The organism is Streptomyces sp. NPDC047002, from assembly GCF_040704505.1.
Taxonomy (GTDB): Bacteria; Actinomycetota; Actinomycetes; order Streptomycetales; family Streptomycetaceae; genus Streptomyces.
The window spans coordinates 1-19,637 of record NZ_JBEYWC010000003.1; the positions used below are offsets into that span (position 1 = coordinate 1).

Annotated in this window: 17 protein-coding genes, 1 tRNA gene and 1 pseudogene; 5 read left to right on the plus strand and 14 right to left on the minus strand. The window is 73.7% G+C overall.

The features are described from left to right. Positions 1–314, minus strand: a pseudogene (locus AB0910_RS04480) (dihydrofolate reductase); the annotation flags it as partial. Between the two features lie 54 nt (positions 315–368). Then, a tRNA-Val gene (locus tag AB0910_RS04485) sits at positions 369–440 on the minus strand. Positions 441–617: 177 nt separating this feature from the next. Between AB0910_RS04485 and AB0910_RS04490 the strand changes: the two genes are divergently transcribed. From AB0910_RS04490 to AB0910_RS04500, 3 genes are all read left to right on the plus strand, one after another. Further along, positions 618–1,403 (plus strand): hypothetical protein, encoded by a 786-nt coding sequence (locus AB0910_RS04490; RefSeq protein ID WP_366743027.1) that lies wholly within the window; start codon positions 618–620, stop codon positions 1,401–1,403. Positions 1,404–1,651: 248 nt separating this feature from the next. Next, positions 1,652–3,046, plus strand: coding sequence for a hypothetical protein (locus AB0910_RS04495; protein WP_366743028.1), 1,395 nt, complete (start codon positions 1,652–1,654; stop codon positions 3,044–3,046). Between the two features lie 188 nt (positions 3,047–3,234). Further along, the gene (locus AB0910_RS04500; RefSeq protein WP_366743029.1) at positions 3,235–3,456 is read left to right on the plus strand and encodes a zinc ribbon domain-containing protein; all 222 of its coding nucleotides are present in this window, start codon (positions 3,235–3,237) and stop codon (positions 3,454–3,456) included. A gap of 59 nt (positions 3,457–3,515) precedes the next feature. Here the strand turns inward: AB0910_RS04500 and AB0910_RS04505 are convergent, their stop codons facing one another. The 4 genes from AB0910_RS04505 to AB0910_RS04520 form a co-directional block, all read right to left on the minus strand. Continuing rightward, on the minus strand, positions 3,516–4,676 hold the full coding sequence (locus AB0910_RS04505) for an aminotransferase class I/II-fold pyridoxal phosphate-dependent enzyme (RefSeq protein ID WP_366743030.1): 1,161 nt from the start codon (positions 4,674–4,676) through the stop codon (positions 3,516–3,518). Positions 4,677–4,886: 210 nt separating this feature from the next. Next, positions 4,887–5,702: an HAD family hydrolase gene (locus AB0910_RS04510; protein WP_366743031.1), complete on the minus strand. Its 816-nt coding sequence runs from the start codon at positions 5,700–5,702 to the stop codon at positions 4,887–4,889. Next, the gene (locus AB0910_RS04515; RefSeq protein ID WP_366743257.1) at positions 5,699–8,143 is read right to left on the minus strand and encodes a phosphoribosyltransferase; all 2,445 of its coding nucleotides are present in this window, start codon (positions 8,141–8,143) and stop codon (positions 5,699–5,701) included. The genes AB0910_RS04510 and AB0910_RS04515 overlap by 4 nt, the downstream gene beginning before the upstream one ends. Before the next feature lie 281 nt (positions 8,144–8,424). After that, on the minus strand, positions 8,425–9,588 hold the full coding sequence (locus AB0910_RS04520) for an HpcH/HpaI aldolase/citrate lyase family protein (RefSeq protein WP_366743032.1): 1,164 nt from the start codon (positions 9,586–9,588) through the stop codon (positions 8,425–8,427). A gap of 201 nt (positions 9,589–9,789) precedes the next feature. Here AB0910_RS04520 and AB0910_RS04525 point away from each other — a divergent pair, with 201 nt between their 5' ends. Further along, positions 9,790–10,608: a TerD family protein gene (locus AB0910_RS04525; protein WP_366743033.1), complete on the plus strand. Its 819-nt coding sequence runs from the start codon at positions 9,790–9,792 to the stop codon at positions 10,606–10,608. Positions 10,609–10,621: 13 nt separating this feature from the next. Here the strand turns inward: AB0910_RS04525 and AB0910_RS04530 are convergent, their stop codons facing one another. The 7 genes from AB0910_RS04530 to AB0910_RS04560 form a co-directional block, all read right to left on the minus strand. Further along, positions 10,622–10,843 (minus strand): DUF6480 family protein, encoded by a 222-nt coding sequence (locus tag AB0910_RS04530; protein ID WP_366743034.1) that lies wholly within the window; start codon positions 10,841–10,843, stop codon positions 10,622–10,624. Positions 10,844–10,918: 75 nt separating this feature from the next. Further along, positions 10,919–11,656 carry a Tellurium resistance gene (locus AB0910_RS04535; protein ID WP_345643124.1) on the minus strand — a complete coding sequence of 246 codons (738 nt, stop codon included), beginning with the start codon at positions 11,654–11,656 and terminating at the stop codon, positions 10,919–10,921. Positions 11,657–11,881: 225 nt separating this feature from the next. Continuing rightward, a complete protein-coding gene (locus AB0910_RS04540) occupies positions 11,882–13,048 on the minus strand; it encodes a DUF475 domain-containing protein (RefSeq protein ID WP_366743035.1) in 1,167 nt (388 codons plus the stop codon). Between the two features lie 48 nt (positions 13,049–13,096). Then, positions 13,097–13,672 carry a TerD family protein gene (locus tag AB0910_RS04545; protein ID WP_345642921.1) on the minus strand — a complete coding sequence of 192 codons (576 nt, stop codon included), beginning with the start codon at positions 13,670–13,672 and terminating at the stop codon, positions 13,097–13,099. Between the two features lie 254 nt (positions 13,673–13,926). Further along, positions 13,927–14,502, minus strand: coding sequence for a TerD family protein (locus tag AB0910_RS04550; protein ID WP_345642924.1), 576 nt, complete (start codon positions 14,500–14,502; stop codon positions 13,927–13,929). 177 nt (positions 14,503–14,679) lie between these two features. After that, positions 14,680–15,153: a peroxiredoxin gene (locus tag AB0910_RS04555; protein ID WP_366743036.1), complete on the minus strand. Its 474-nt coding sequence runs from the start codon at positions 15,151–15,153 to the stop codon at positions 14,680–14,682. 165 nt (positions 15,154–15,318) lie between these two features. After that, complete coding sequence (locus AB0910_RS04560; RefSeq protein ID WP_366743037.1) at positions 15,319–15,756, minus strand: DUF3052 domain-containing protein; 438 nt, start codon at positions 15,754–15,756, stop codon at positions 15,319–15,321. Between the two features lie 560 nt (positions 15,757–16,316). Between AB0910_RS04560 and aceE the strand changes: the two genes are divergently transcribed. Beyond that, a complete protein-coding gene (gene aceE, locus AB0910_RS04565; RefSeq protein WP_366743038.1) occupies positions 16,317–19,061 on the plus strand; it encodes a pyruvate dehydrogenase (acetyl-transferring), homodimeric type in 2,745 nt (914 codons plus the stop codon). A 216-nt stretch (positions 19,062–19,277) separates the two neighbouring features. On the opposite strand, the gene AB0910_RS04570 is transcribed toward aceE, so the two are convergent. Next, positions 19,278–19,559 (minus strand): XRE family transcriptional regulator, encoded by a 282-nt coding sequence (locus AB0910_RS04570; protein ID WP_366743039.1) that lies wholly within the window; start codon positions 19,557–19,559, stop codon positions 19,278–19,280. Between the last annotated feature and the right edge of the window lie 78 nt (positions 19,560–19,637).

Sequence of the window (19,637 nt, forward strand, 5' to 3'; positions counted from 1 at the left end):
TCGAAGCCCTCGGTGACGAAGTGGAAGGTGGTGCCTCCCGCCATCGTGACCGGTTCACGGGCGTAGCGGGTGAGCACGAAGACCGGGGCGTGGTAGGGCGGCTCGGGCCCCCACCACCCGTCCCACGCCTCGTCCCACTCGCCCCGCACGGGCCCGAACATGTTCCGGCCCATGACATAGGCGCCGCGCGGCCGCATCAGCCAGCTGTTGGCCTTCTCGTCGGCCTCCGTCGCGCGCGGGTCGCCGATGTGCCAGCCGTGCAGCTCCTGGCCGCGCTTGCCCAGCGGATCCTCCCGGCTCTGCGCGGCGCACACGGCCCGGAGTCGCGTACGGCCCCGCCGCCCAGGGCGGCGGGGCCGTTCCCGCGGTGGGCGCGGACGGTTTCGAACCGCCGACATCTGCTTTGTAAGAGCAGCGCTCTACCCCTGAGCTACGCACCCGTGGAGGCAACAGGGTACATGGCGGGCGGGACACGGCCCGCACCCGGCGGGGCGGCGGACGAGGGGGGTTAGCCCCACCCCGGGACGGTGGCCGGCCGGATCGGCGGGGCGGGGCCCGGCTCCTACGGTGGGGGCACCGCTCGACGCCGACCCGTCCGACCAGGGGGACCGATCACCGTGACCACCACCGCCCGACCTCGCCGTGGCACCGGCGCCCGTGCCGTACTCGCCTTCTGCGGGGCCGTCGCGGTGGGGGCCACCGCGACGGCCTGCGGCTCCGACGTGTCGCACGCGCCCGTGCGGGAGCACACCTTCGCGTTCACCGGCAAGAAGCTCACCATCGACGCCGACGACTCGCGCGTGCGGGTGGTGCCCGGCGATGTCACGGGGGTACGGGTGCGGCGGCAGGTCGACGGCTGGGTGTTCCTCGGCACCGGACCCGCCCCGTCGTGGCGGCTGGCCGGGGACACGCTGACGCTCAAGGTGAAGTGCTCGGGGCTCGTCGCCGACTGCGAGGCCCGGCACACGGTGACCGTGCCGCGCGATGTCGCGGTCACTGTCAGGGGCGGCAACGGCAGCGTCACCGCCTCCGGCTTCCGTACGGCCGTGTCGGTGCGCACGTCCAACGGAAGCGCCGAGGTGCGGGACAGCTCGGGGCCCGTCAGCCTCAGCTCGGACAACGGGTCGGTGACCGGGGCCGGGCTCACCGGCGGCAAGGCCGTGGCGCGGAGCAGCAACGGCTCGGTCGACCTCGGCTTCTCCTCCGTCCCCGACGACGTCGAGGCCGTCAGCCACAACGGCCGTGTCCGGATCAGCCTGCCGAGGGGCCGCACCGCGTACGCGGTCGACGCGGGCAGCGGGAACGGCAGGACCGACATCGGCGTGCCGCGCGACGGCGCGAGCCCGCACGCGGTGAAGGCGCACACGGCCAACGGCGGTGTCTCGGTGCGCACGGCGAACTGACCGACCCGTGTGTTCGTCCTTACCGGGTGGGACAATGAACCGGCAGGACGAAACCGGCACGGGAGAGGCATGTGACACACGCGCATCCGCACTCCGGGGGCTCCGGAGACTCTGGAGCGAGGGCGCGCGCCGTCCATGGCCCGACCGATCCGACCAGCCCGACCGATCCGACCGATCCGACCGATCCGACAGGTCCGACTGGTCCGACCAGCCCGACAGGAGCGACCGGTCCGGCGGCAGAGGCCGCCGTGCGCGGCGCCCGTACGGTCCCGGGCGTGCGCCCCCGCGGGCCCGGCGTCTTCCGCGACCTGTGCGCGCTGGTGCTGCTGCCCGTTCCGCTGCTGGTGGCGGCGGTGCCCGCCGCGCTCGCGAGCGGGGGCGGCGGCGGCCGGCGCTGGTTCGGGGGCGGGCGCGGCGGCAGCGAGCAGCAGCGCGCCGCGGCGCAGGCCGCGAAGGACGCGGCGGCCGAGGCGTTCTACGAGCTGGACACCGCCCAGCGCGACCTGCGGATCTCCGTCGAGACGATCAGCGCGGTCGACAGCGGCCCGCGGTCCCGCAAGGCGCTCGACGACTTCGCGGCGCTCGGAGGCAGGATCGACGAGGCGAGCAGCCGCTACATCTCCGCGGTGGACGCGCACGACCTGGACAGGCCCGACCTCGATCTCGCGACGGCGACCCGCGCGCACAACGAGCTGACGAAGGCGAAGGACGACCTCGACCGGATCAAGGCCGAGCTCGAGCGCTTCGCCCAGGGCATCGGCCCGCTGCTGGGGGACGCGGAGACGCAGCTCGCGCGGCTCGCCCCGGCCGTGGAGCGGGCGAAGCAGGCGCTGCTCGCCGCGAGCGACGCGCTCGACGCGGTGCGCGGCTCGGGCCTGCGCGCGGACGACCTCGCGGCCCGGCTCGCCGCCCTCTCCCCCGAGCTGACCAGGCTCAACGAGGGCGCGGGCCGCCATGGCGTGCCCGAGACGCTCCAGCGCGCCGACCGGGTGCTGCGGGAGGCCGAGGGGGTCAGGCGCGACGCGGAGCGGCTGCCGGAGCGCGCCGCTGAGATCGACCGCCGCCTGGTGTCGCTGCGTACGCGGGCCCAGGCGCTGGCCAACCGGGCGGCCTCGGTCGAGCCGGTGCTGAGCGAGCTGCGGCGCAGGTTCTCCGCCGCGTGCTGGCAGGACCTCCAGTCGGTGCCCGCGCAGGCCGGGGAGAACGTGCACCAGGCCGAGGCCAAGCTCGCCGAGGCGACGCGGGCCCGCGAGGAGCAGCGCTGGCCGGACGCGACGGCGCTGCTCGGCACGGTGCGGGCGCTGCTGAACGACACGGACGAGGCGGTGTCCGCGGCAGGCGACCGCCTCCAGCGGCTGAACGCCGTGCAGAAGGACCCGCAGCAGGAGGTCGAGCGGACGCGGTTCGCGGTGCGCGACGCGCAGCGGCTCGCGATGGCGGGCCGCAGCACGCCGGAACCGCGGCACGCGCGGCCGCTGGACGACGCGGTGGGCCGCGTCGACCGCGCGCTCGCCGGGCTCGAAGGGCGCCATCCCGACTACTGGCACTTCCTCACCGAGATGGAGGCCGTACGCGAGACGGCTGCCCGGGTGGTCGCCGAGATCCGCGAGGACCGCGCGGGCGGCGCCCACCGCCCCCGCTGAACCGCCCCCGCCCGGGGGCGTGCGCCCCGCGGAGCCCGTACGCCCGGGCGCGGGCAAGGACCACGCGGGGCCCGTACGCCCTCCCGCGCGGGCGCGGGCCGTGCCAGGCGTGCACGCCCCCCGGGCACGGCCCGCGCGGATCGCGGGCGCCCGCGCGGCTGCCGCCCCGCAGCGGCTACGCTCGGACCATGCCTCGTTACGAATACCGCTGCCGCGCCTGTGGCGCCACGTTCGAACTCCGGCGGCCGATGGCCCAGTCCGGGGCGCCCGCGCCCTGTCCCGCCGGGCACGACGACACCGTCAAGCTGCTGTCGACCGTCTCCGTGGGGGGCACCGCACGCGGCGGCGACGCCCCCGCTCCGAGCGGCGGCGGTGGCGGCTGCTGCGGCGGCGCCTGCGGCTGCGGCTGACCCGCGGGGGCACCGCACAGAACCGCCGCGAGCGGCACGGGCCGCGCGGCGGCCGCGCGTCACAGGGCGTGCAGCCGCCGCACGGCCTCGTCGAGCACCGCCGTGCTCGTGCCGAAGTTGAGCCGCGCCCAGCCCGGCGCGCCGTACTCGTCGCCGTCCGAGAGCCGCACGCCGGTGCGCCGCTCCACCTCGGCGGCGGTGGGCGCGCCGCCCGGCAGGCCCCGCAGGTCGAGCCAGGCGAGATAGGTCGCGGCCGGGGGCGCGCAGCGGACCGCGGGCGCGTGCTCGGCGAGACGGCGGGTCAGCAGGTCGCGGGCCGCGCCCAGATGCGCGCGCAGGCCCGCCAGCCACGTGTCGCCCTCGGCGAACGCCGCCTCCCCCGCGAGGGCGCCCAGCAGGGAGATCCGGTGGGAGATCAGCTCGGGCAGGCCGCGCAGCGCCGCCGCCGCGCCCTCGGTGGCCGGCAGGAGCAGGGCGCACTTCAGGCCTGGCACGTTGTACGCCTTCGACGCCGAGGTGAGGACGACCGCGCGGGCCCCGTCCCCCTGCGGCAGCGTGGCGTACGGGGTGAAGCCTGGCCCGCCGTCCAGCACGAGGGGCGCCCAGATCTCGTCCGCGACGACCGCGACGCCGTGCTCCGCAGCGAGCCCTGCGACGGCGGTGAGTTCGTCGCGGTCCGCGAGGAAGCCGGTGGGGTTGTGCGGGTTGCACAGCAGCATCGCCTTCGCGCCGCCCGCGAACGCGCGGCGCAGCCCCTCGGTGTCCCGCCGCCAGCCGTCCTCCGTCCGCAGCAGCGGCACGGGCACGAGGGTGCGGCCCGTCTCGCGCAGCACCCGGAAGTACGGGCCGTACGCGGGCGTCTCCACGACCACGCCGTCTCCCTGCGCTGTCAGTACCCGCAGCGCCTCCACCACGCCGACCATCACCTCGGGCACCGGCACGAAGGCGGCCGGGTCGGGGTGCCAGCCCCAGTGGCGCCCCGCGAACGCGGCGAAGGCCGCGGGCAGCCCGAGCGCGCCGGGCGGCGCATAGCCGAGGTCGCCGTCGGCGAGGGCCCGGCCGAGGGCGGCGGCGACGGGCGGGGCGGGCGCGAAGTCGGTCTCGGCGACGGAGAGCGCGAGGACGCCCTCGCCCGCGCCCTCCCACTTGGTGTGGTGGCGGCGGCGCACGGCGGCGAGGTCGACGGCGTCGAAGTCGAAGGGGGCTGAGGCGTACGGCACGGGCATCCGTTTCTGGCGCGGGGGGGCACAGGGCGGCGTGGCGGACCGGTCTGCGGGCCGGTGGGGCGGGCCGGAGCAGGGCGGGCGGCCGCCCGGTCGTCCGCCCACCGGCAGGCTAAGCGTCCGCCGCCCCGGCGCGCCACCGCCTGGCACCGCGAAGGCGCAGGCCAGGGGCGCCGGGCCGGCCCGAAGGCGGGCACGCGGCCGTGCTCACTCCGTGGCCGCCCGCAGGAACGCGCGCAGGATCTCCTCGCCCGCGAGCACCCCCGCGGTGGACAGGGCGGTGACGCCGGGCGCCGTCCACCCCGCGTCGGCGAGCTCGCCGTGGCCGGGGCGCCAGGCGCGGTCGGCGGCCGTGAGCAGGTCGGCGTCGAGGAGGGAGTCGCCCGCGGCGAGGGTGAGGCCGGCGCCGGTGCGCCGTACCACCTCGGCGAGCGCGGCGCTCTTGGTCAACGGCCGGGGCACGGCATAGACCTTGCGGCCCTGGAGGGAGACCGACCAGCCGCGCCCGGCCGCCCAGTCGGCGAGATCGTCCAGCCAACTCTGCGGCAGCAGCGCCCTGTCGACGACCGCGTACACGAACAGGTCCTCCGCGACCCGCTCCTTGAGCAGCCAGGCCGGGTCGGCGTCCGCGGTCAGCCGCTTGCGCGCCTCGGCGAGCGGCGCGCAGGCGTCGGCGAGCAGCCCGGCGACCCTCGCCTGCCACGCCGGGTCGGAGACCCCGTCCACGAGGAGGTGGCCGCCGTTGGCGCAGATCGCGAACTCCGGTGGCGGGCAGGGCAGTCGGATCCTGTGGTACTGCTCTCTCGTGCGGGTCGTCGTCGGCACGAAAACCGCGGCGCGGGCGAGCGCGTCCAGCAGCCCCGCCGCGATCTCGGTGAGGTACGACAGCGGTCTGCCCTCGTACACCTCGACGCACAGCAGCCGGGGCGCCGCGGCGTCCGGCACGGTCAGGCCGAGGGCGGCGGCGGAGTAGACGAGGGTGCGGTCCAGGTCGCTCGCGACCACGGTGCGCGGGTCGCTCACGGGGCCGGCACCGCCCTGCCGTCCGCGCCTGTCGCGCCGCGGGTGAACCGCGGATGGATCAACCCCACGCAGCTGTAAGGGAGTCCGTCGACCTCCTCGACCGGCACGCCGCGCTGCGCTGCGAGCAGCCGCACATGGTCGAGGTCGGCGCCCGCGCCGCGCGCGGCGAGGACGCGCCAGGGGACGCGGCGCAGCAGCACGCGCGTGGTCTCGCCGACGCCGGGCTTGACGAGGTTCACGTCGTGGATGCCGTACTCCTCGCTGATCCGCTCGACCGCGGCCCAGCCCGCCCAGGTCGGCGCGCGGTCGGCGGCGAGCAGTTCCCTGGCGTCGGCCTCGACGCCGTCGGCGACCTCGGCGAACCGCGCGGAGACGGCGTCGAGGAACAGTCCGGAGACATCGGCGCCGGCGAGCGAGCGGTAGAACTTCGCGCCGTGGAAGTCGTCGGGCCCGACCAGGTCGGAGCGGAGCACGGTGCGCGAGACCAACCCGGAGACCGTCGAGTTGAGGCAGGCGGACGGGATGAGGAAGTCCTCGCGCGTGCCGTACGTCCGCACACAGCCGCCGGGGTCCGCGAGCACCGCGACCTCCGGGTCGAACCCCTCGAACTGCCCAATGGCCGTGGCCAGTTCACGGGTGATGGCGCCCTTGCCCGTCCAGCCGTCCACGAACACCACGTCCGCCGGGTCGTGGTGCGCGGCGAGCCAGCGCATGGCGGCGGTGTCGATGCCGCGGCCGCGCACGATGGAGACCGCGTAGTGCGGCAGGTCGAGGCCGTGCCGGTGGGCGGCCCAGCGCCGCATCAGCACGCCCACCGGGGTGCCCGCGCGGGCCAGCGACACCAGGACGGGGCGCGGCGAGCGCTCCGCGAGCACGGTCTCGGTGACGGCGCCCACGGCCCGCGCGACCCGGGCCGCCGACGCGTCGAGGGCTGCGCGGAACAGCTCCTGGTAGGCGGCGCTCGGCTGGTACTCGACGGGCAGCGACTCCGCGTAGTGCGCGCCGCCGCTCTGGATGGCCTCCTCGCGCTCCTCGGTGGGCGCCTCCAACTCCACGTCGGACAGGTCCTGAAGGAGCCAGCCGACCTCGTCGGGGGCGTACGAGGAGAAGGCGGGGCCGCGCAGCGGCTCGGGCAGCATGGGCGTGTCCTGTCGTTCGGGTGCGGTGGGCGCGCGCCCCTCGGGCGCGGGCCGCGCGGCGGCCGGTGCGTAGGTGGGGACCACGGCGAGCACCACCCGCGGCGCCTGCCCGGCCAGCTGCGCCAACAGCCCTCCGGAGGCGTGCAGTTCGGGTGTGTCACCCGCCGAGTCCACGACGAGCACGACCGCGTCGAAGCCGCCGCCCGCGACGTTGTACGCGTACCGGGGGCCGGTGCCGTCCGGCGAGCCCGGCGGGAACTGGGCGCTGTCGTGGGCGGGAAAGACGAGCCTGCTGCGGATCGCGTAGCCGGGGTCGTCGACCGCGAGCACCGGCGAGCGCGTCGTGGTCGAGAACCGCACCTCGGCGCCGCCCCGCGTCTGGAGCGCCGCCGCGATCCGCAGCGGCGCGTACATCAGCTCCTCGTGACCGAGGACCAGCACGCGCCGCGCGCCCTGCGGCAGGGCGGCGGCGACGGCCGCGGCCATGCCGGGCAGCGCCGCGTCGAGCACGGTCCTGTGGGCGGGGAGGAAGCCGTGCCGTCCGCCGTCAGGCAGCCCGGCGGGCCACGCGAGCGCGGCGCGTACGACGGCGCCCGCCGCGGGCGCGGGCGCGGCGGCCAGCAGGGCGGCATCCGGGGTCTGCGCCTCGGCGTGCGCGGCGACGAGCTCCCTGCCGCGGCCGAGCACGCCGTCGGGCAGCCGCACGGTCCCCGACGCGAGGGCGACGAGGTCGACGCGCGCCCCGATCTCCGCGGCGAACGCGGCGAACCGCTCCCGGTCGGCGGCGGAGCGCATGTCGACGAGCGCCACGATCACGTACCAGGCGCGCGGGGCGCGGTCGTGGAGCGCGCGGATCGTGTTGAGGACGGTGTTGCCCGTGGAAAACTCGTCGTCCACGAGCACCAGCGGCCCACCCCCCGCGAGCAGGGCGGGGTCCTCGGGCAGCAGCAGGTGCGAGGTGGCGTGCGAGTGGGACTCCTCGAAGCCGCCTGCCGCCGCGACCCCGGCGACAGGGCGCCGGGTGGAGTGCAGGTAGGGGGCGTGGCGCAGGCCGTCGGCGACGCTGTGGCCGAGGGCCGTCGCGGTCTCCGCGTAGCCGAGGACCACCGCGCGGCGCACGCTGTCGCCGAGCAGCACGGCGACCCGCTCCCCGAGCCGTACGCCGGTGCCGTGCACCACGGAGGGGAGCTGCGGCACATGCTTGCCGAGCACGGTGGAGACCAGCAGATGGGCGCGCTTGGGGTTGTCGCGCAGCGCGAGGCCCAGCAGGCCCCGCAGGCCGGGGTCGCCGCCGAGCTCCACGCCGAGCCGCTCGGCGACCCAGGTCCCGGCCCAGGGGTCCCCCGGCTTCGGGGCGCCGTCCTGACCGCCTTCCCGCGCGCCCGGCGCCTCCTGACCGCCCCCCTGGGCGCCGGGCGCCTCCTGCGCCGCACGCCCCTCGTCGGCCCCGCGCGCCACCCGTCGCACTCCCGCCTCCACCGGCTCCCCCGCTCCCATCAACCCCGCCGCTCCCGCCGAGCGCACCTCATCCACCGACCCCGCCGAGCTCACCGCCCCTGCCCGCCTCACCCGCCTCACCCGCCTCACCGCCCGAGTCCGGCCGCAAGCAGCTCCACGAAGCCGATGTCCTCGCGCGCCACGCCGAAGACCTCGGCGCGCCGCAGGGTGCGCTCGGCCCAGGCGCGGTGCGGCTTCACCTCGTTCATCTTGTTGGTGTACGCGGAGCGCAGCACGCCCCCGCCGCCGCGCTCGGGGCGCAAAATGTCCTGCGCGTCGCCGTACTCCTCGTGGCTGACCACGGAGAGCGCGTGCACGGGGATGACGTGCGAGGGGTGGATGCAGGTCTTGCCGAGCAGGCCGTTGGCCCGGTCGAGCTCGATCTCCCGCAGCAGCCCGTCGAGGTCGTGCTCGATCAGCGTCGTGCGGAGCGACTGCGCGCGCCCCTCCTCGAAGGGGCTGGCGCGCAGCTGCGGCTTGAACATGCGCTCCTGGAGGCGGAAGTACTCCCACACGGGCCCTGTGATGGTGAAACCGCTGCCGTCGGCGCGGCCCAGCACGTTCACCACGTCCGCGATGACGTGCGCGACGATCCCCACGTCGTACGCGGTCGTGTCGGCGGCGCGCCGCAGCCCGTACGCGGAGCAGAAGTCGGTCACGCCGAGGCGCAGCGCGAGGACGCGGTCGCGGTACTTGTCGACGACGGCCGCGATGTCGACGAGGGTGCTGGTGCGGGTCTCCAGGTGCAGCAGCTCGGGCGACTCCAGCACGGGCATCGCGAAGAGGCGGTGCCCCGAGGAGTACTCGGCCTCGGCGAGCGCCTCAAGGAACGGCTCGCCGTGCTCGTAGGTGAATTTCGGCAGCACGAATCCGGACAGCAGCCGGGCCGCGGGGCCGAGCCTGCGCACCAGGTCGGTTATCTGCCCCGGCGCCCTGACCCGGACGAACAGCAGCGGCGTCTCGTCGTCGCGCGCCGCCAGCTCGGTGAGCTGCTCGACGAGGTTGGCCTCGCCCACGGCGACCTCGCCGTCCGCGATGGAGTCCTCAAGACAGAGCACCATGGACCGCACGCCGAGCCCGGTCTGCTTGACGACGGCGTCGGCGAGGCGCGGCCGGGTCGCCGGGCTGTAGAGCGTGGCGCCCAGGGCCGTCGCGAGGAGGCCCGCGGGGTCGTCCCTGGTGAACTCCACAGGCTCGCGGTGGAAGAGGCGCTGCCGGTCCTCCGGCGAGACATGGCCGAAATGACGCATCTGTCATCCCCCGAACTACCCGTAGCACTGAACCGGCCACCCGCACAGGTGGCCGGTAATAGTACGTATGGATCGATGTCGGCGGTTCCCACCCCGCGTGAAATCCTGGTTGCCTTCACGCCACACGCCGGGACGCGCCCCGCGCGCGGGGCGCGGCAGGGGCCCGGGCGGCGTTGTCCCGCCGGCGGGCGGGGAGGCAGGATGTCCGGCATGACGCAAGCGATGCTGAAGGGCTCCAACGTCCCGCTCGACGCCACGGCCGTTCGGGCCGTGCTGCGCTGGTCCCCGGGCGCGGGCGTCCCGGACGTGGACGCGTCTGCGCTGCTGCTCGGACGCGACGGACGGGTGCGCTCCGACGAGGACTTCGTCTTCTACAACCAGCCGCGCCACCCCTCGGGCGCCGTGCGGCGGCTGGCGAAGAAGCAGCGCCCCGACGGCCTCACGGACTCCGTGGAGGCGGACCTCGCCGCGCTCGACGCGTCCGTGGACCAGGTGGTGCTCGCGGCGTCCTCGGACGGCGAGCCCTTCGGGCACGTGCCGGACCTGCGGATCCTGCTGTACGACGCGGGCGCGGCCGACGGCGAGCCGATCGCGGTGTTCGACGTGCGGCCGGAGACCGGCGAGGAGACCGCGATCATCTGCGGCGAGCTGTACCGGCGCGGCGACGGCTGGAAGTTCCGCGCGGTCGGCCAGGGCTATCCCACGGGCCTCGTGGGCCTCGCCACCGCCTTCGGCATCTCGGTCGACGAGGCGGAGGAGGCCGGGGCCGCGCCCGACACGCAGGACGGGACGCCCGCACCCGCGGCGAACGGGACGCCCGCCGCCGCCCCGCCCGCCACCTACGGCTACCCCCTCGCGGCGCCCGCGCTCGCCGCACCGCCCGCGTACGGCTATCCGCAGCCCGCGGCTCCCCAGCCGTACGGCTACGGCTATCCCCGGCCCGCGGCGGCCGCCGCGCCCGCGCCCGACCCGGGTTTCAGGCTCCCGCCGATGGGGCCGCAGTTCCTTCCCACCGCGTAGCACGCGGTGTGCCTCACACCACCACGGCGTAGGCGAGGAAGAAGCCGGCGACCACCACGACGAGCGCCAGGATCACCGTGAGCGGGGCCCTGCCCCACCCCGGCGACGTCTCCTGCAGGGGCCCCGCCTCCGACGTGCTGCCCTCCGCCGGCGGTGTCTCGCCCGGCGGGACGCCGCCCCCGGGTTCGAGCCCGGGGGTGGTGCGCGGATCGGGGTCCGGATTGGCGGTCTTCATACCGACCGGGTACCCCTCGCCCGTTTTCCATGCCGGCCCGCGGGCGGCGATCTGCCCGCGGGGGCGTGCCGCGCCTCAGGCCTTGGTCTTGTACCCGCGGCCCCACTGGAGGCCCCAGCCGTAGAGGCGGTCGAGCTCGGCCTGGAAGCCGTAGACGAAGCGGACCTCGCGCCGCACCAGCAGGTCGCCCTTGACGTTCTCCAGGGAGAAGACGGCGCAGGAGCGCGCCTCGGGGGCCCGCTCGTCCAGCTCGATCTCCACGCGGGGGCCGCTGCTCGGGTAGAGCGTGACCTTGGCGTGCGTACGGTCGAAGGCCGGCGTCTGGTCGTAGATGTAGACGAAGAACAGCAGGCGCTTGATCTCGTCGCGGTGGTCGAGGTTGACGAAGATCGTCTCCCCGGAGGGCGCGCCGAACCGGTCGTCGCCGCTGAGCTTGATGTACGGCGAGGTGTTGAGGTCGCCGAAGAAGCCGCCGAGCGGCTGGACGACGCCCTTGCTGCCGTCCGTCAGCTCGTACAGGCAGCCGAGGTCGAGGTCGACGTTGACCATGCCCTGCGTGTGCGCCTGCACCACGTCGGGCTGGAACATCTTCAGCGGGTGGCGCAGCAGGCCGCCCTGCTTCGAGCGGCCCTCGATGTCCGAGGTCCGCATCCGCCACGACAGGTTGACCCGGAGGTTGCCGGTGGCCGCGTCCTGCTTGGACAGCGACACCGAGGAGTGCCGCTTGGTCAGTTCGATGGCGTTGCTGGCGGCGCTGCCCGAGTCGAACTGCGCGACCCTGCCTCCCGGCCGCAGACCGTCCCAGAAAGACATGCTCACTCCCACCCTCGTGCATCCGGCCTGAGACTGCGGGGGCGGCCCTACGGACCCGGGTCCGGTGGCCACCCCCGCGGAAAAGCGTTCCCTGGCGGACCTGCGCCCCACACCCGGGTCCCCGCCTCCGACGGGTCACACGGGGTCGCACGGAGTCGCACACGTGTCGCGCGCCGGCATATCCGTACGACAAAGGCGCCGGGCAGGCGCGCGCCGGCGCCCGGCTCAGGCCTGCGCGCCCGCCTTCTCCTGGGCGCCGGGCGACCCGCTGTCGCCGCCGTCCCCGCCGTCGCCGTCCCGGGCCGACAGGGCGCGGTTGCGGCGGATCGACGACCAGAACGAGGCGCCGATGAGGACCACGCCGACGAGGCCGGTGACGACCTCGTTGATCTCGTGCTGGATCGTGACGAGCAGGATCACGGCGAGGGCGCCGATGGCGTAGTGCGCGCCGTGCTCCAGGTAGACGTAGTCGTCGAGGGTGCCCTGGCGCACCAGGTAGACCGTGAGGGACCTGATGTACATGGCGCCGATGCCGAGGCCGACCGCCATCCAGAAGATGTGGTTGGTGATGGCGAAGGCGCCGATGACGCCGTCGAACGAGAACGACGCGTCGAGCACTTCGAGGTAGAGGAACATGAAGAACGCGGCCTTGCCCGCGAGGCCGACCGCGGAGACCGTGCGCCCCGCGGCGCGCGCCTTCTCCTCCTCTTCCTCCTCGCGCTCCTCGGCTTCTTCGAGGCTGTTCTCGAAGTGCGAGGAGAGCCCGCCCACGATGAGGTACGTGATGAGGCCCGCGACCCCGGACAGCAGGACCGTGGACGACTTGTCGACGCCGTGGCCCGCGCTCGTGTGGGCGTGGGCGGCGAAGGTCTGGGACGCGACGACGAGGACGATCAGCGCGACGCAGACCGAGAGCATGTCGACCTTGCCGAGCTTGGCCAGGGGCCGCTCGATCCAGGCGAGCCACTTGATGTCCCGGTCCTCGAGGATGAAGTCGAGGAAGATCATCAGCAGGAACATCCCGCCGAAGGCGGCGATCGCCGGGTGGGCGTCGGTCACCAGCGACTCGTAGCGGCTCGGGTTGTCGACCGCGAGGCGCACCGCCTCGACGGGGTTCACCTTGGCCGTGATGGCCACGATCAGCACGGGGAAGACCAGCCGCATGCCGAAGACGGCGATCAGCACGCCGATGGTGAGGAAGATCTTCTGCCAGAAGGCGTTGAGCTTCTTCAGCACGCCGGCGTTGACGACCGCGTTGTCGAAGGAGAGGGAGATTTCCAGGATCGAAAGGATCAGGACGACCCCGAACGCCTCCCACCCCCAGAACACGGCCGAGGCCGCAAGGCCGAGGACCGTGATGACCAACGGCCAGCGAAAGGTTTTCAGGATCACTGCTACCCCATCCGGTGATACGGGCTTTCCCCCGTGCAGAGCACTGCTTTACGCAACATTGACCCCGAAGTCTAGGGCGATGCCCCGCAGCCCCGACGCGTACCCCTGGCCCACGGCGCGGAACTTCCACTCGCCGCCGTGTCGGTAGAGCTCGCCGAAGATCATCGCCGTCTCGGTCGAGGCGTCCTCGGTGAGGTCGTAGCGGGCGAGCTCCTGGCCGTCCGCCTGGTTGACGACGCGGATGAACGCGTTGCTGACCTGGCCGAAGGTCTGGCGCCTGTTGTCGGCGTCGTGGATCGAGACCGGGAAGACGATCTTGTCGCAGTTCTGCGGCACCAGGGTCAGGTCCACCAGCAGCGTCTCGTCGTCGCCCTCGCCCTCACCGGTGAGGTTGTCACCGGTGTGCTCGACCGACCCCTCGGGGCTCTTGAGGTTGTTGTAGAACACGAAGTACTCGTCGCCCATGACGCGGCCCTCGCGGCACATCAGCGCGCTGGCGTCGAGGTCGAAGTCGGCTCCCGTGGTGGAGCGCGCGTCCCAGCCGAGCCCGACGAGCACCTGCGTGAGATTGGGTGCGGCCTTGGAGAGGGAGACGTTGCCTCCCTTGGCGAGCGTGACGCCCATGGTGTTGTCCTCCCCGATGGTGGTCCGGGGCGGTGGCCCCGGCGCGGTGGTGCGGTCCCCCTGCGGGCGGGGGCCCGACGCGCTTGTCGTCCTGCCCACGGGGGTGTTCTTCATGCACTTCACGCCGCTTCGGCCCGGAGCGGTTCCGGGCGGCCCTCCCTGCCCCTCGGGGGCCCGGAAGGCGCGTCCGGCGCCGCACGGGACCGTGCGGCGCCGGACGGGCGTGCCGTGCGCGGTGCGGCCTCGGCCGCGGCTCAGACGTTGACGCCGAAGTCCTGCGCGATGCCGCGCAGCCCCGAGGCGTACCCCTGGCCGATGGCGCGGAACTTCCACTCGGCCCCGTTGCGGTACAGCTCGCCGAAGACCATCGCGGTCTCCGTCGAGGCGTCCTCGGTGAGGTCGTAGCGGGCCAGCTCGTTGTTGTCGGCCTGGTTGACGACGCGGATGAACGCGTTGCGCACCTGGCCGAAGGACTGCTGGCGGGTCTCCGCGTCGTAGATGGAGACCGGGAAGACGATCTTCTCGACGTCGGCGGGGACCGTGGTCAGATTGACCTTGATCTGCTCGTCGTCGCCCTCGCCCTCACCGGTGAGGTTGTCACCGGTGTGCTCGACGGAGCCGTCGGGGCTCTTGAGGTTGTTGAAGAAGACGAAATTGGCGTCCTGTGTGACCTTGCCCTCGGCGTTCGTCAGCAGCGCGCTGGCGTCGAGGTCGAAGTCCTGCCCTGTCGTCGTACGGACGTCCCAGCCCAGACCCACGGTCACCGCGGTCAGGTTGGGCGCGGCCTTGGTCAGCGAGACGTTTCCGCCCTTGCTGAGGCTGACTCCCACGAGTCCTCCCATTGGTTGTCGGGGCCGGCGGCCGTGGTCAGCGGCAGCTGCCGCGGGCCTCGCGCCCCCTGATGCGTTGCCATTCGGATCAACGTCTCGATCCTAGTGACCGGTTCCCGTCACCCGCGCTATTTCGGCGGCGGGCCCCCGGGGCCCGCGGACCGGCGGCGCGGCACGTCAGAGCCGTGCCAGCGCCTTCAGATAGGCGTCGGTGTCCCGGGCCTCGTGAACGGGGTTGACCACGCTCCAGCGCAGGATCCCCGCCCTGTCGACGAGGAACGTGCCGCGCACCGCGCGGCCCCGTTCCTCGTCCAGGACGCCGAAGGCGCGGGCGGCGGCGCCGTGCGGCCAGAAGTCGGCGAGCAGCGGGAAACCGAAGCCCTCCTGCTCGGCGAAGGCGCGCTGGGCGTAGAGCGAGTCGACGGAGCAGCCGAGCACCTGGGCGCCCGCCTCGTCGAAGGCCGCGGCCCGGTCGCGCAGCTCCTGGAGCTCGCCGGTGCAGGTGCCGCTGAACGCGTGCGGATAGAAGACCAGGAGGACCGGGCTGCCGGGGCGGTCGCCGCGGGCGCGGTGGTCCGAGAGCCGCACGGTCCTGCCGTGCTGGTCCTGAAGGCTGAGGTCCGGCGCCTGCGCGCCGACCGCGACGGCCATGGGGCGTGTCCTTTCCCGCCGGGGCGGCGCTCCGGCCGCCCGCACCCGGGTCAGCCTACGCAGCCCGGCCGCGCGCCCGGACGGGCGGGCCCCCGGTGCCGCCACAACGGCGGCACGCCGCTCCCGGCCCGCGCCAGGTCGGGCGGCGGGGCCGGGGCGGCGGGATCAGCGCTTGCTCTTGGCCGTCTTGGGCGTGACGAGCCGGCTTCCGGTCCAGTCCTTGCCCGCGTTGACGCTCTTGGTCTGCGACAGGCCGGCCGTCTGGGCTGCCTCGTTGATGTCGCTCGGCTCGACGTAGCCGTCGCGGCCGGTCTTGGGCGTCAGCAGCCAGATCACGCCGCCGTCCTCGATCAGACCGATGGCGTCCACCAGCGCGTCCGTAAGGTCGCCGTCCTCGTCCCTGAACCAGAGGAGGACGGCGTCGGCAACGTCGTCGTACTCCTCGTCGACGAGGTCCTGGCCGGTGACGGCCTCGATGGACTCGCGGAGCTCCGGCTCGACGTCGTCGTCGTAGCCGATCTCCTGGACCACCTGTCCGGGCTCGAACCCCAGACGTGCCGCCTGGTTGGTCCGCTCCTCCGCGTGGTCCGCGGTCGCGCTCACGGATTGCCTCCTGATCATGTTTCGGTGAGTTCTTCGGCTTCGCGCACGGGCGAAGCATTGGCCGTAGTCCACACGGGCGCGACGGATCGCGCAAGTACCCGGCGGTCGAGACCGCCGAAACGGTGACGTTCCGGGCCTCTCCCCCGTTCCCTGCGGCGGTCGGGGGGCGACCCTGTGCGACGGCCCGCACTTCTTTTCTCCATGTTTGCCATGGTATGCCGTACGGCTACGCCGTTCGGGTAGGAACCTTCGCGGATCCGCCGGGCCCGGGCGTGGCCCCGGCGCCGCCGCGCTCCCCCGGTCGCGGGGGTACGGGCACGCTACGCGGGTGGGCGCGCGTTCCCCCTGCGGCGCGCCCGTACCGGCCCCGCACGGCGCGGCGGCCTGTTACCTCCCGGTAGAGGTGACGTCCGCGTACGTCGCGGTACACGATGGGTGCGGCGTACGGCACCCGCGGAGACAGCGGCGACACCCGTAGAAGCAGCTCGGACAACCAGATATCCCGGGCGACCCAGTCAGCCCGGACACCCCAGCCAGCCCACAGACAGCGAGGGAACAGCGTGGCTTCCGGATCAGATCGCACCCCGATCATCATTGGCGGCCTTCCCAGCCAGGTCCCGGACTTCGACCCAGAAGAGACCCAGGAGTGGCTCGACTCGCTCGACGCCGCGGTCGACGAGCGCGGCCGGGAGCGCGCCAGGTACCTGATGCTCCGGCTGATCGAGCGCGCGCGGGAGAAGCGCGTCGCCGTGCCGGAGATGCGCAGCACGGACTACGTCAACACCATCGCCACCAGGGACGAGCCGTTCTTCCCCGGCAACGAGGAGATCGAGCGCAAGGTCCTCAACGCGACCCGCTGGAACGCGGCCGTGATGGTCTCGCGGGCGCAGCGCCCCGGCATCGGGGTCGGCGGCCACATCGCCACCTTCGCGTCGTCGGCGTCGCTCTACGACGTGGGCTTCAACCACTTCTTCCGCGGCAAGGACGAGGGCAGGTCGGGCGACCAGATCTTCTTCCAGGGGCACGCCTCCCCCGGCATCTACGCCCGCGCCTTCCTCCTCGACCGCCTCAGCGAGGCGCAGCTCGACGCGTTCAGGCAGGAGAAGTCGAAGGCGCCCGACGGCCTCTCCAGCTACCCCCACCCGCGGCTGATGCCGGACTTCTGGGAGTTCCCCACGGTGTCGATGGGCCTCGGCCCGCTCTCCGCGATCTACCAGGCGCGGATGAACCGCTACATGCAGGCGCGCGGCATCGCGGACACCTCGGACTCGCACGTGTGGGCGTACCTCGGCGACGGCGAGATGGACGAGGTCGAGTCGCTCGGCCAGCTGACGATCGCGGCGCGCGAGAACCTCGACAACCTCACGTTCGTCGTCAACTGCAACCTCCAGCGCCTCGACGGCCCGGTCCGCGGCAACGGCAAGATCATCCAGGAACTCGAGTCGGTGTTCCGCGGCGCCGGCTGGAACGTCATCAAGCTCGTGTGGGACCGCACCTGGGACCCGCTGCTCGCGCAGGACCGCGACGGCGTGCTGGTCAACCGCCTCAACACCACGCCTGACGGACAGTTCCAGACGTACGCGACGGAGAGCGGCGCGTACATCAGGGACCACTTCTTCGGCGACGACCACCGGCTGCGGGCGATGGTCGAGAACATGACCGACGAGCAGATCCTGCACCTCGGGCGCGGCGGCCACGACCACCGCAAGGTGTACGCGGCGTACGCGGCGGCCAAGGCGCACAGCGGCCAGCCCACGGTGATCCTCGCGCAGACCGTCAAGGGGTGGACGCTCGGCCCGAACTTCGAGGGCCGCAACGCGACGCACCAGATGAAGAAGCTGACGGTCGACGACCTGAAGGGCTTCCGCGACCGGCTCCACCTGCCCATCCCGGACAAGGAGTTGGAGAGCGGCCTGCCGCCGTACTACCACCCGGGCCGCGACTCGGAGGAGATCCAGTACATGCACGACCGCCGCCAGGCGCTCGGCGGCTACGTGCCGACGCGCGTGGTGCGCTCGAAGCCGCTCGCGCTGCCGGGCGACAAGGCGTACGCGACGGTCAGGAAGGGCTCGGGTCAGCAGTCGATCGCGACGACGATGGCGTTCGTCAGGCTGCTGAAGGACCTGATGCGGGACAAGGAGATCGGCAGGCGGTTCGTGCTGATCGCGCCGGACGAGTACCGCACGTTCGGCATGGACTCGTTCTTCCCGAGCGCCAAGATCTACAACCCGCTGGGCCAGCAGTACGAGTCGGTGGACCGCGAACTCCTGCTGTCGTACAAGGAGTCGGAGACCGGGCAGCTGCTGCACGACGGCATCACGGAGGCGGGCTGCACGGCCTCGGCGATCGCCGCGGGCTCCGCGTACGCCACGCACGGCGAGCCGCTGATCCCGGTGTACGTCTTCTACTCGATGTTCGGATTCCAGCGCACCGGCGACCAGTTCTGGCAGATGGCCGACCAGATGGCGCGCGGTTTCGTACTGGGCGCGACCGCGGGCCGCACGACGCTGACCGGTGAGGGCCTCCAGCACGCGGACGGCCACTCGCACCTGCTGGCGTCGACCAACCCGGGGTGCGTCGCCTACGACCCGGCGTACGGCTTCGAGATCGCGCACATCGTCAAGGACGGCCTGCGCCGGATGTACGGCGAGGCGGCGGAGGGCGAGGACCCCGACGTCTTCTACTACCTCACCGTCTACAACGAGCCGATCCAGCACCCCGCGGAGCCCGAGGACGTGGACGTGGAGGGCATCCTCAGGGGCATCCACCGCCTGCGGACGGCGACGGCGGGCGAGATCCCCGCGCAGATCCTCGCCTCCGGCGTGGCGCTGCCGTGGGCCGAGGAGGCGCAGCGCATCCTCGCCGACGAGTGGAACGTACGCGCCGACGTCTGGTCCGCGACGTCCTGGACGGAGCTGCGGCGCGAGGCGATGGCGGCCGAGGAGTACAACCTCCTGCACCCGGAGGAGGAGCAGCGCACGCCGTACGTGACCCGCAAACTCGCGGACGCGCAGGGCCCGTTCGTCGCGGTGTCGGACTGGATGCGGGCGGTGCCCGACCAGATCGCGCGGTGGGTGCCCGGCACCTACCAGTCGCTGGGCGCCGACGGCTTCGGCTTCGCCGACACCCGGGGCGCGGCGCGGCGCTTCTTCCACATCGACGCGCACTCGATCGTGCTCGCGGTCCTGAGCGAGCTGGCCAGGGAGGGCAAGGTCGACCGCTCGGCGCCCAAGCAGGCCCTCGACCGCTACCGGCTGCTCGACGTGGCGGCGGCCGACCCGGGCGCGGCGGGGGGCGACGCGTAGGGCGCGGGCGCGCGGGCCGGGCCGGGCGCGGGAAGCGTGCGGGCCGGCCCGGGGAGTGCGCCCGGACGACGTTGAGCGACGGTGGCGGGGGCGGGTGCCCGAGGGGGCCCGCCCCCGCCGCCTGTCCGGGGGCGGGCCGGGGCGCGCGGCGCGCGGGAAGATCAGCGGATCCGTTACAGGTGTACCGGATATGCCAGTGGCATAACGACGGCACGCCTAAGCCTTCTCCGCCCCCGCGGCGGCCGACGGCGGCAGGCTGAACAGATCGTGCATCCGCGCGTCGAGGACCTCCGCGATCAGCCAGGCCGTGCTCAGTTCGCAGCGCTCGCGCGCCGTGCTCCCGCGGCCCGCGATGCGGCCGATCGTGGCGGCGCTGACCCCGCGCCCTGCGGGGTCGATCTCCTTGGTCCTGGCGGCGAGGCCCGGACCTGACAGGCCCTGCCGACGCATTTCGTCGCGCAACGGCTGGCCGTGTGCCTTACGGAGCACTTTCGGCATCGGGTACCTCATGCGGGGTCGGTGAGCTGTGGGACGCCTCCGGACGAGGTGCGGCTACTTTTCTACAGTTGCAGTTAC

Bases quoted from the DNA above. Each gene is read 5' to 3' on its own strand.
- AB0910_RS04500 (WP_366743029.1), top strand. From the start codon at position 3,235: ATGCCTCGTTACGAATACCGCTGCCGCGCCTGTGGCGCCACGTTCGAA.
- AB0910_RS04545 (WP_345642921.1), bottom strand. From the start codon at position 13,672: ATGGGCGTCACGCTCGCCAAGGGAGGCAACGTCTCCCTCTCCAAGGCC.
- AB0910_RS04535 (WP_345643124.1), bottom strand. From the start codon at position 11,656: ATGTCTTTCTGGGACGGTCTGCGGCCGGGAGGCAGGGTCGCGCAGTTC.
- AB0910_RS04525 (WP_366743033.1), top strand. From the start codon at position 9,790: ATGTCCGGCATGACGCAAGCGATGCTGAAGGGCTCCAACGTCCCGCTC.
- AB0910_RS04555 (WP_366743036.1), bottom strand. From the start codon at position 15,153: ATGGCCGTCGCGGTCGGCGCGCAGGCGCCGGACCTCAGCCTTCAGGAC.
- AB0910_RS04530 (WP_366743034.1), bottom strand. From the start codon at position 10,843: ATGAAGACCGCCAATCCGGACCCCGATCCGCGCACCACCCCCGGGCTC.
- AB0910_RS04520 (WP_366743032.1), bottom strand. From the start codon at position 9,588: ATGCGTCATTTCGGCCATGTCTCGCCGGAGGACCGGCAGCGCCTCTTC.
- AB0910_RS04570 (WP_366743039.1), bottom strand. From the start codon at position 19,559: ATGCCGAAAGTGCTCCGTAAGGCACACGGCCAGCCGTTGCGCGACGAA.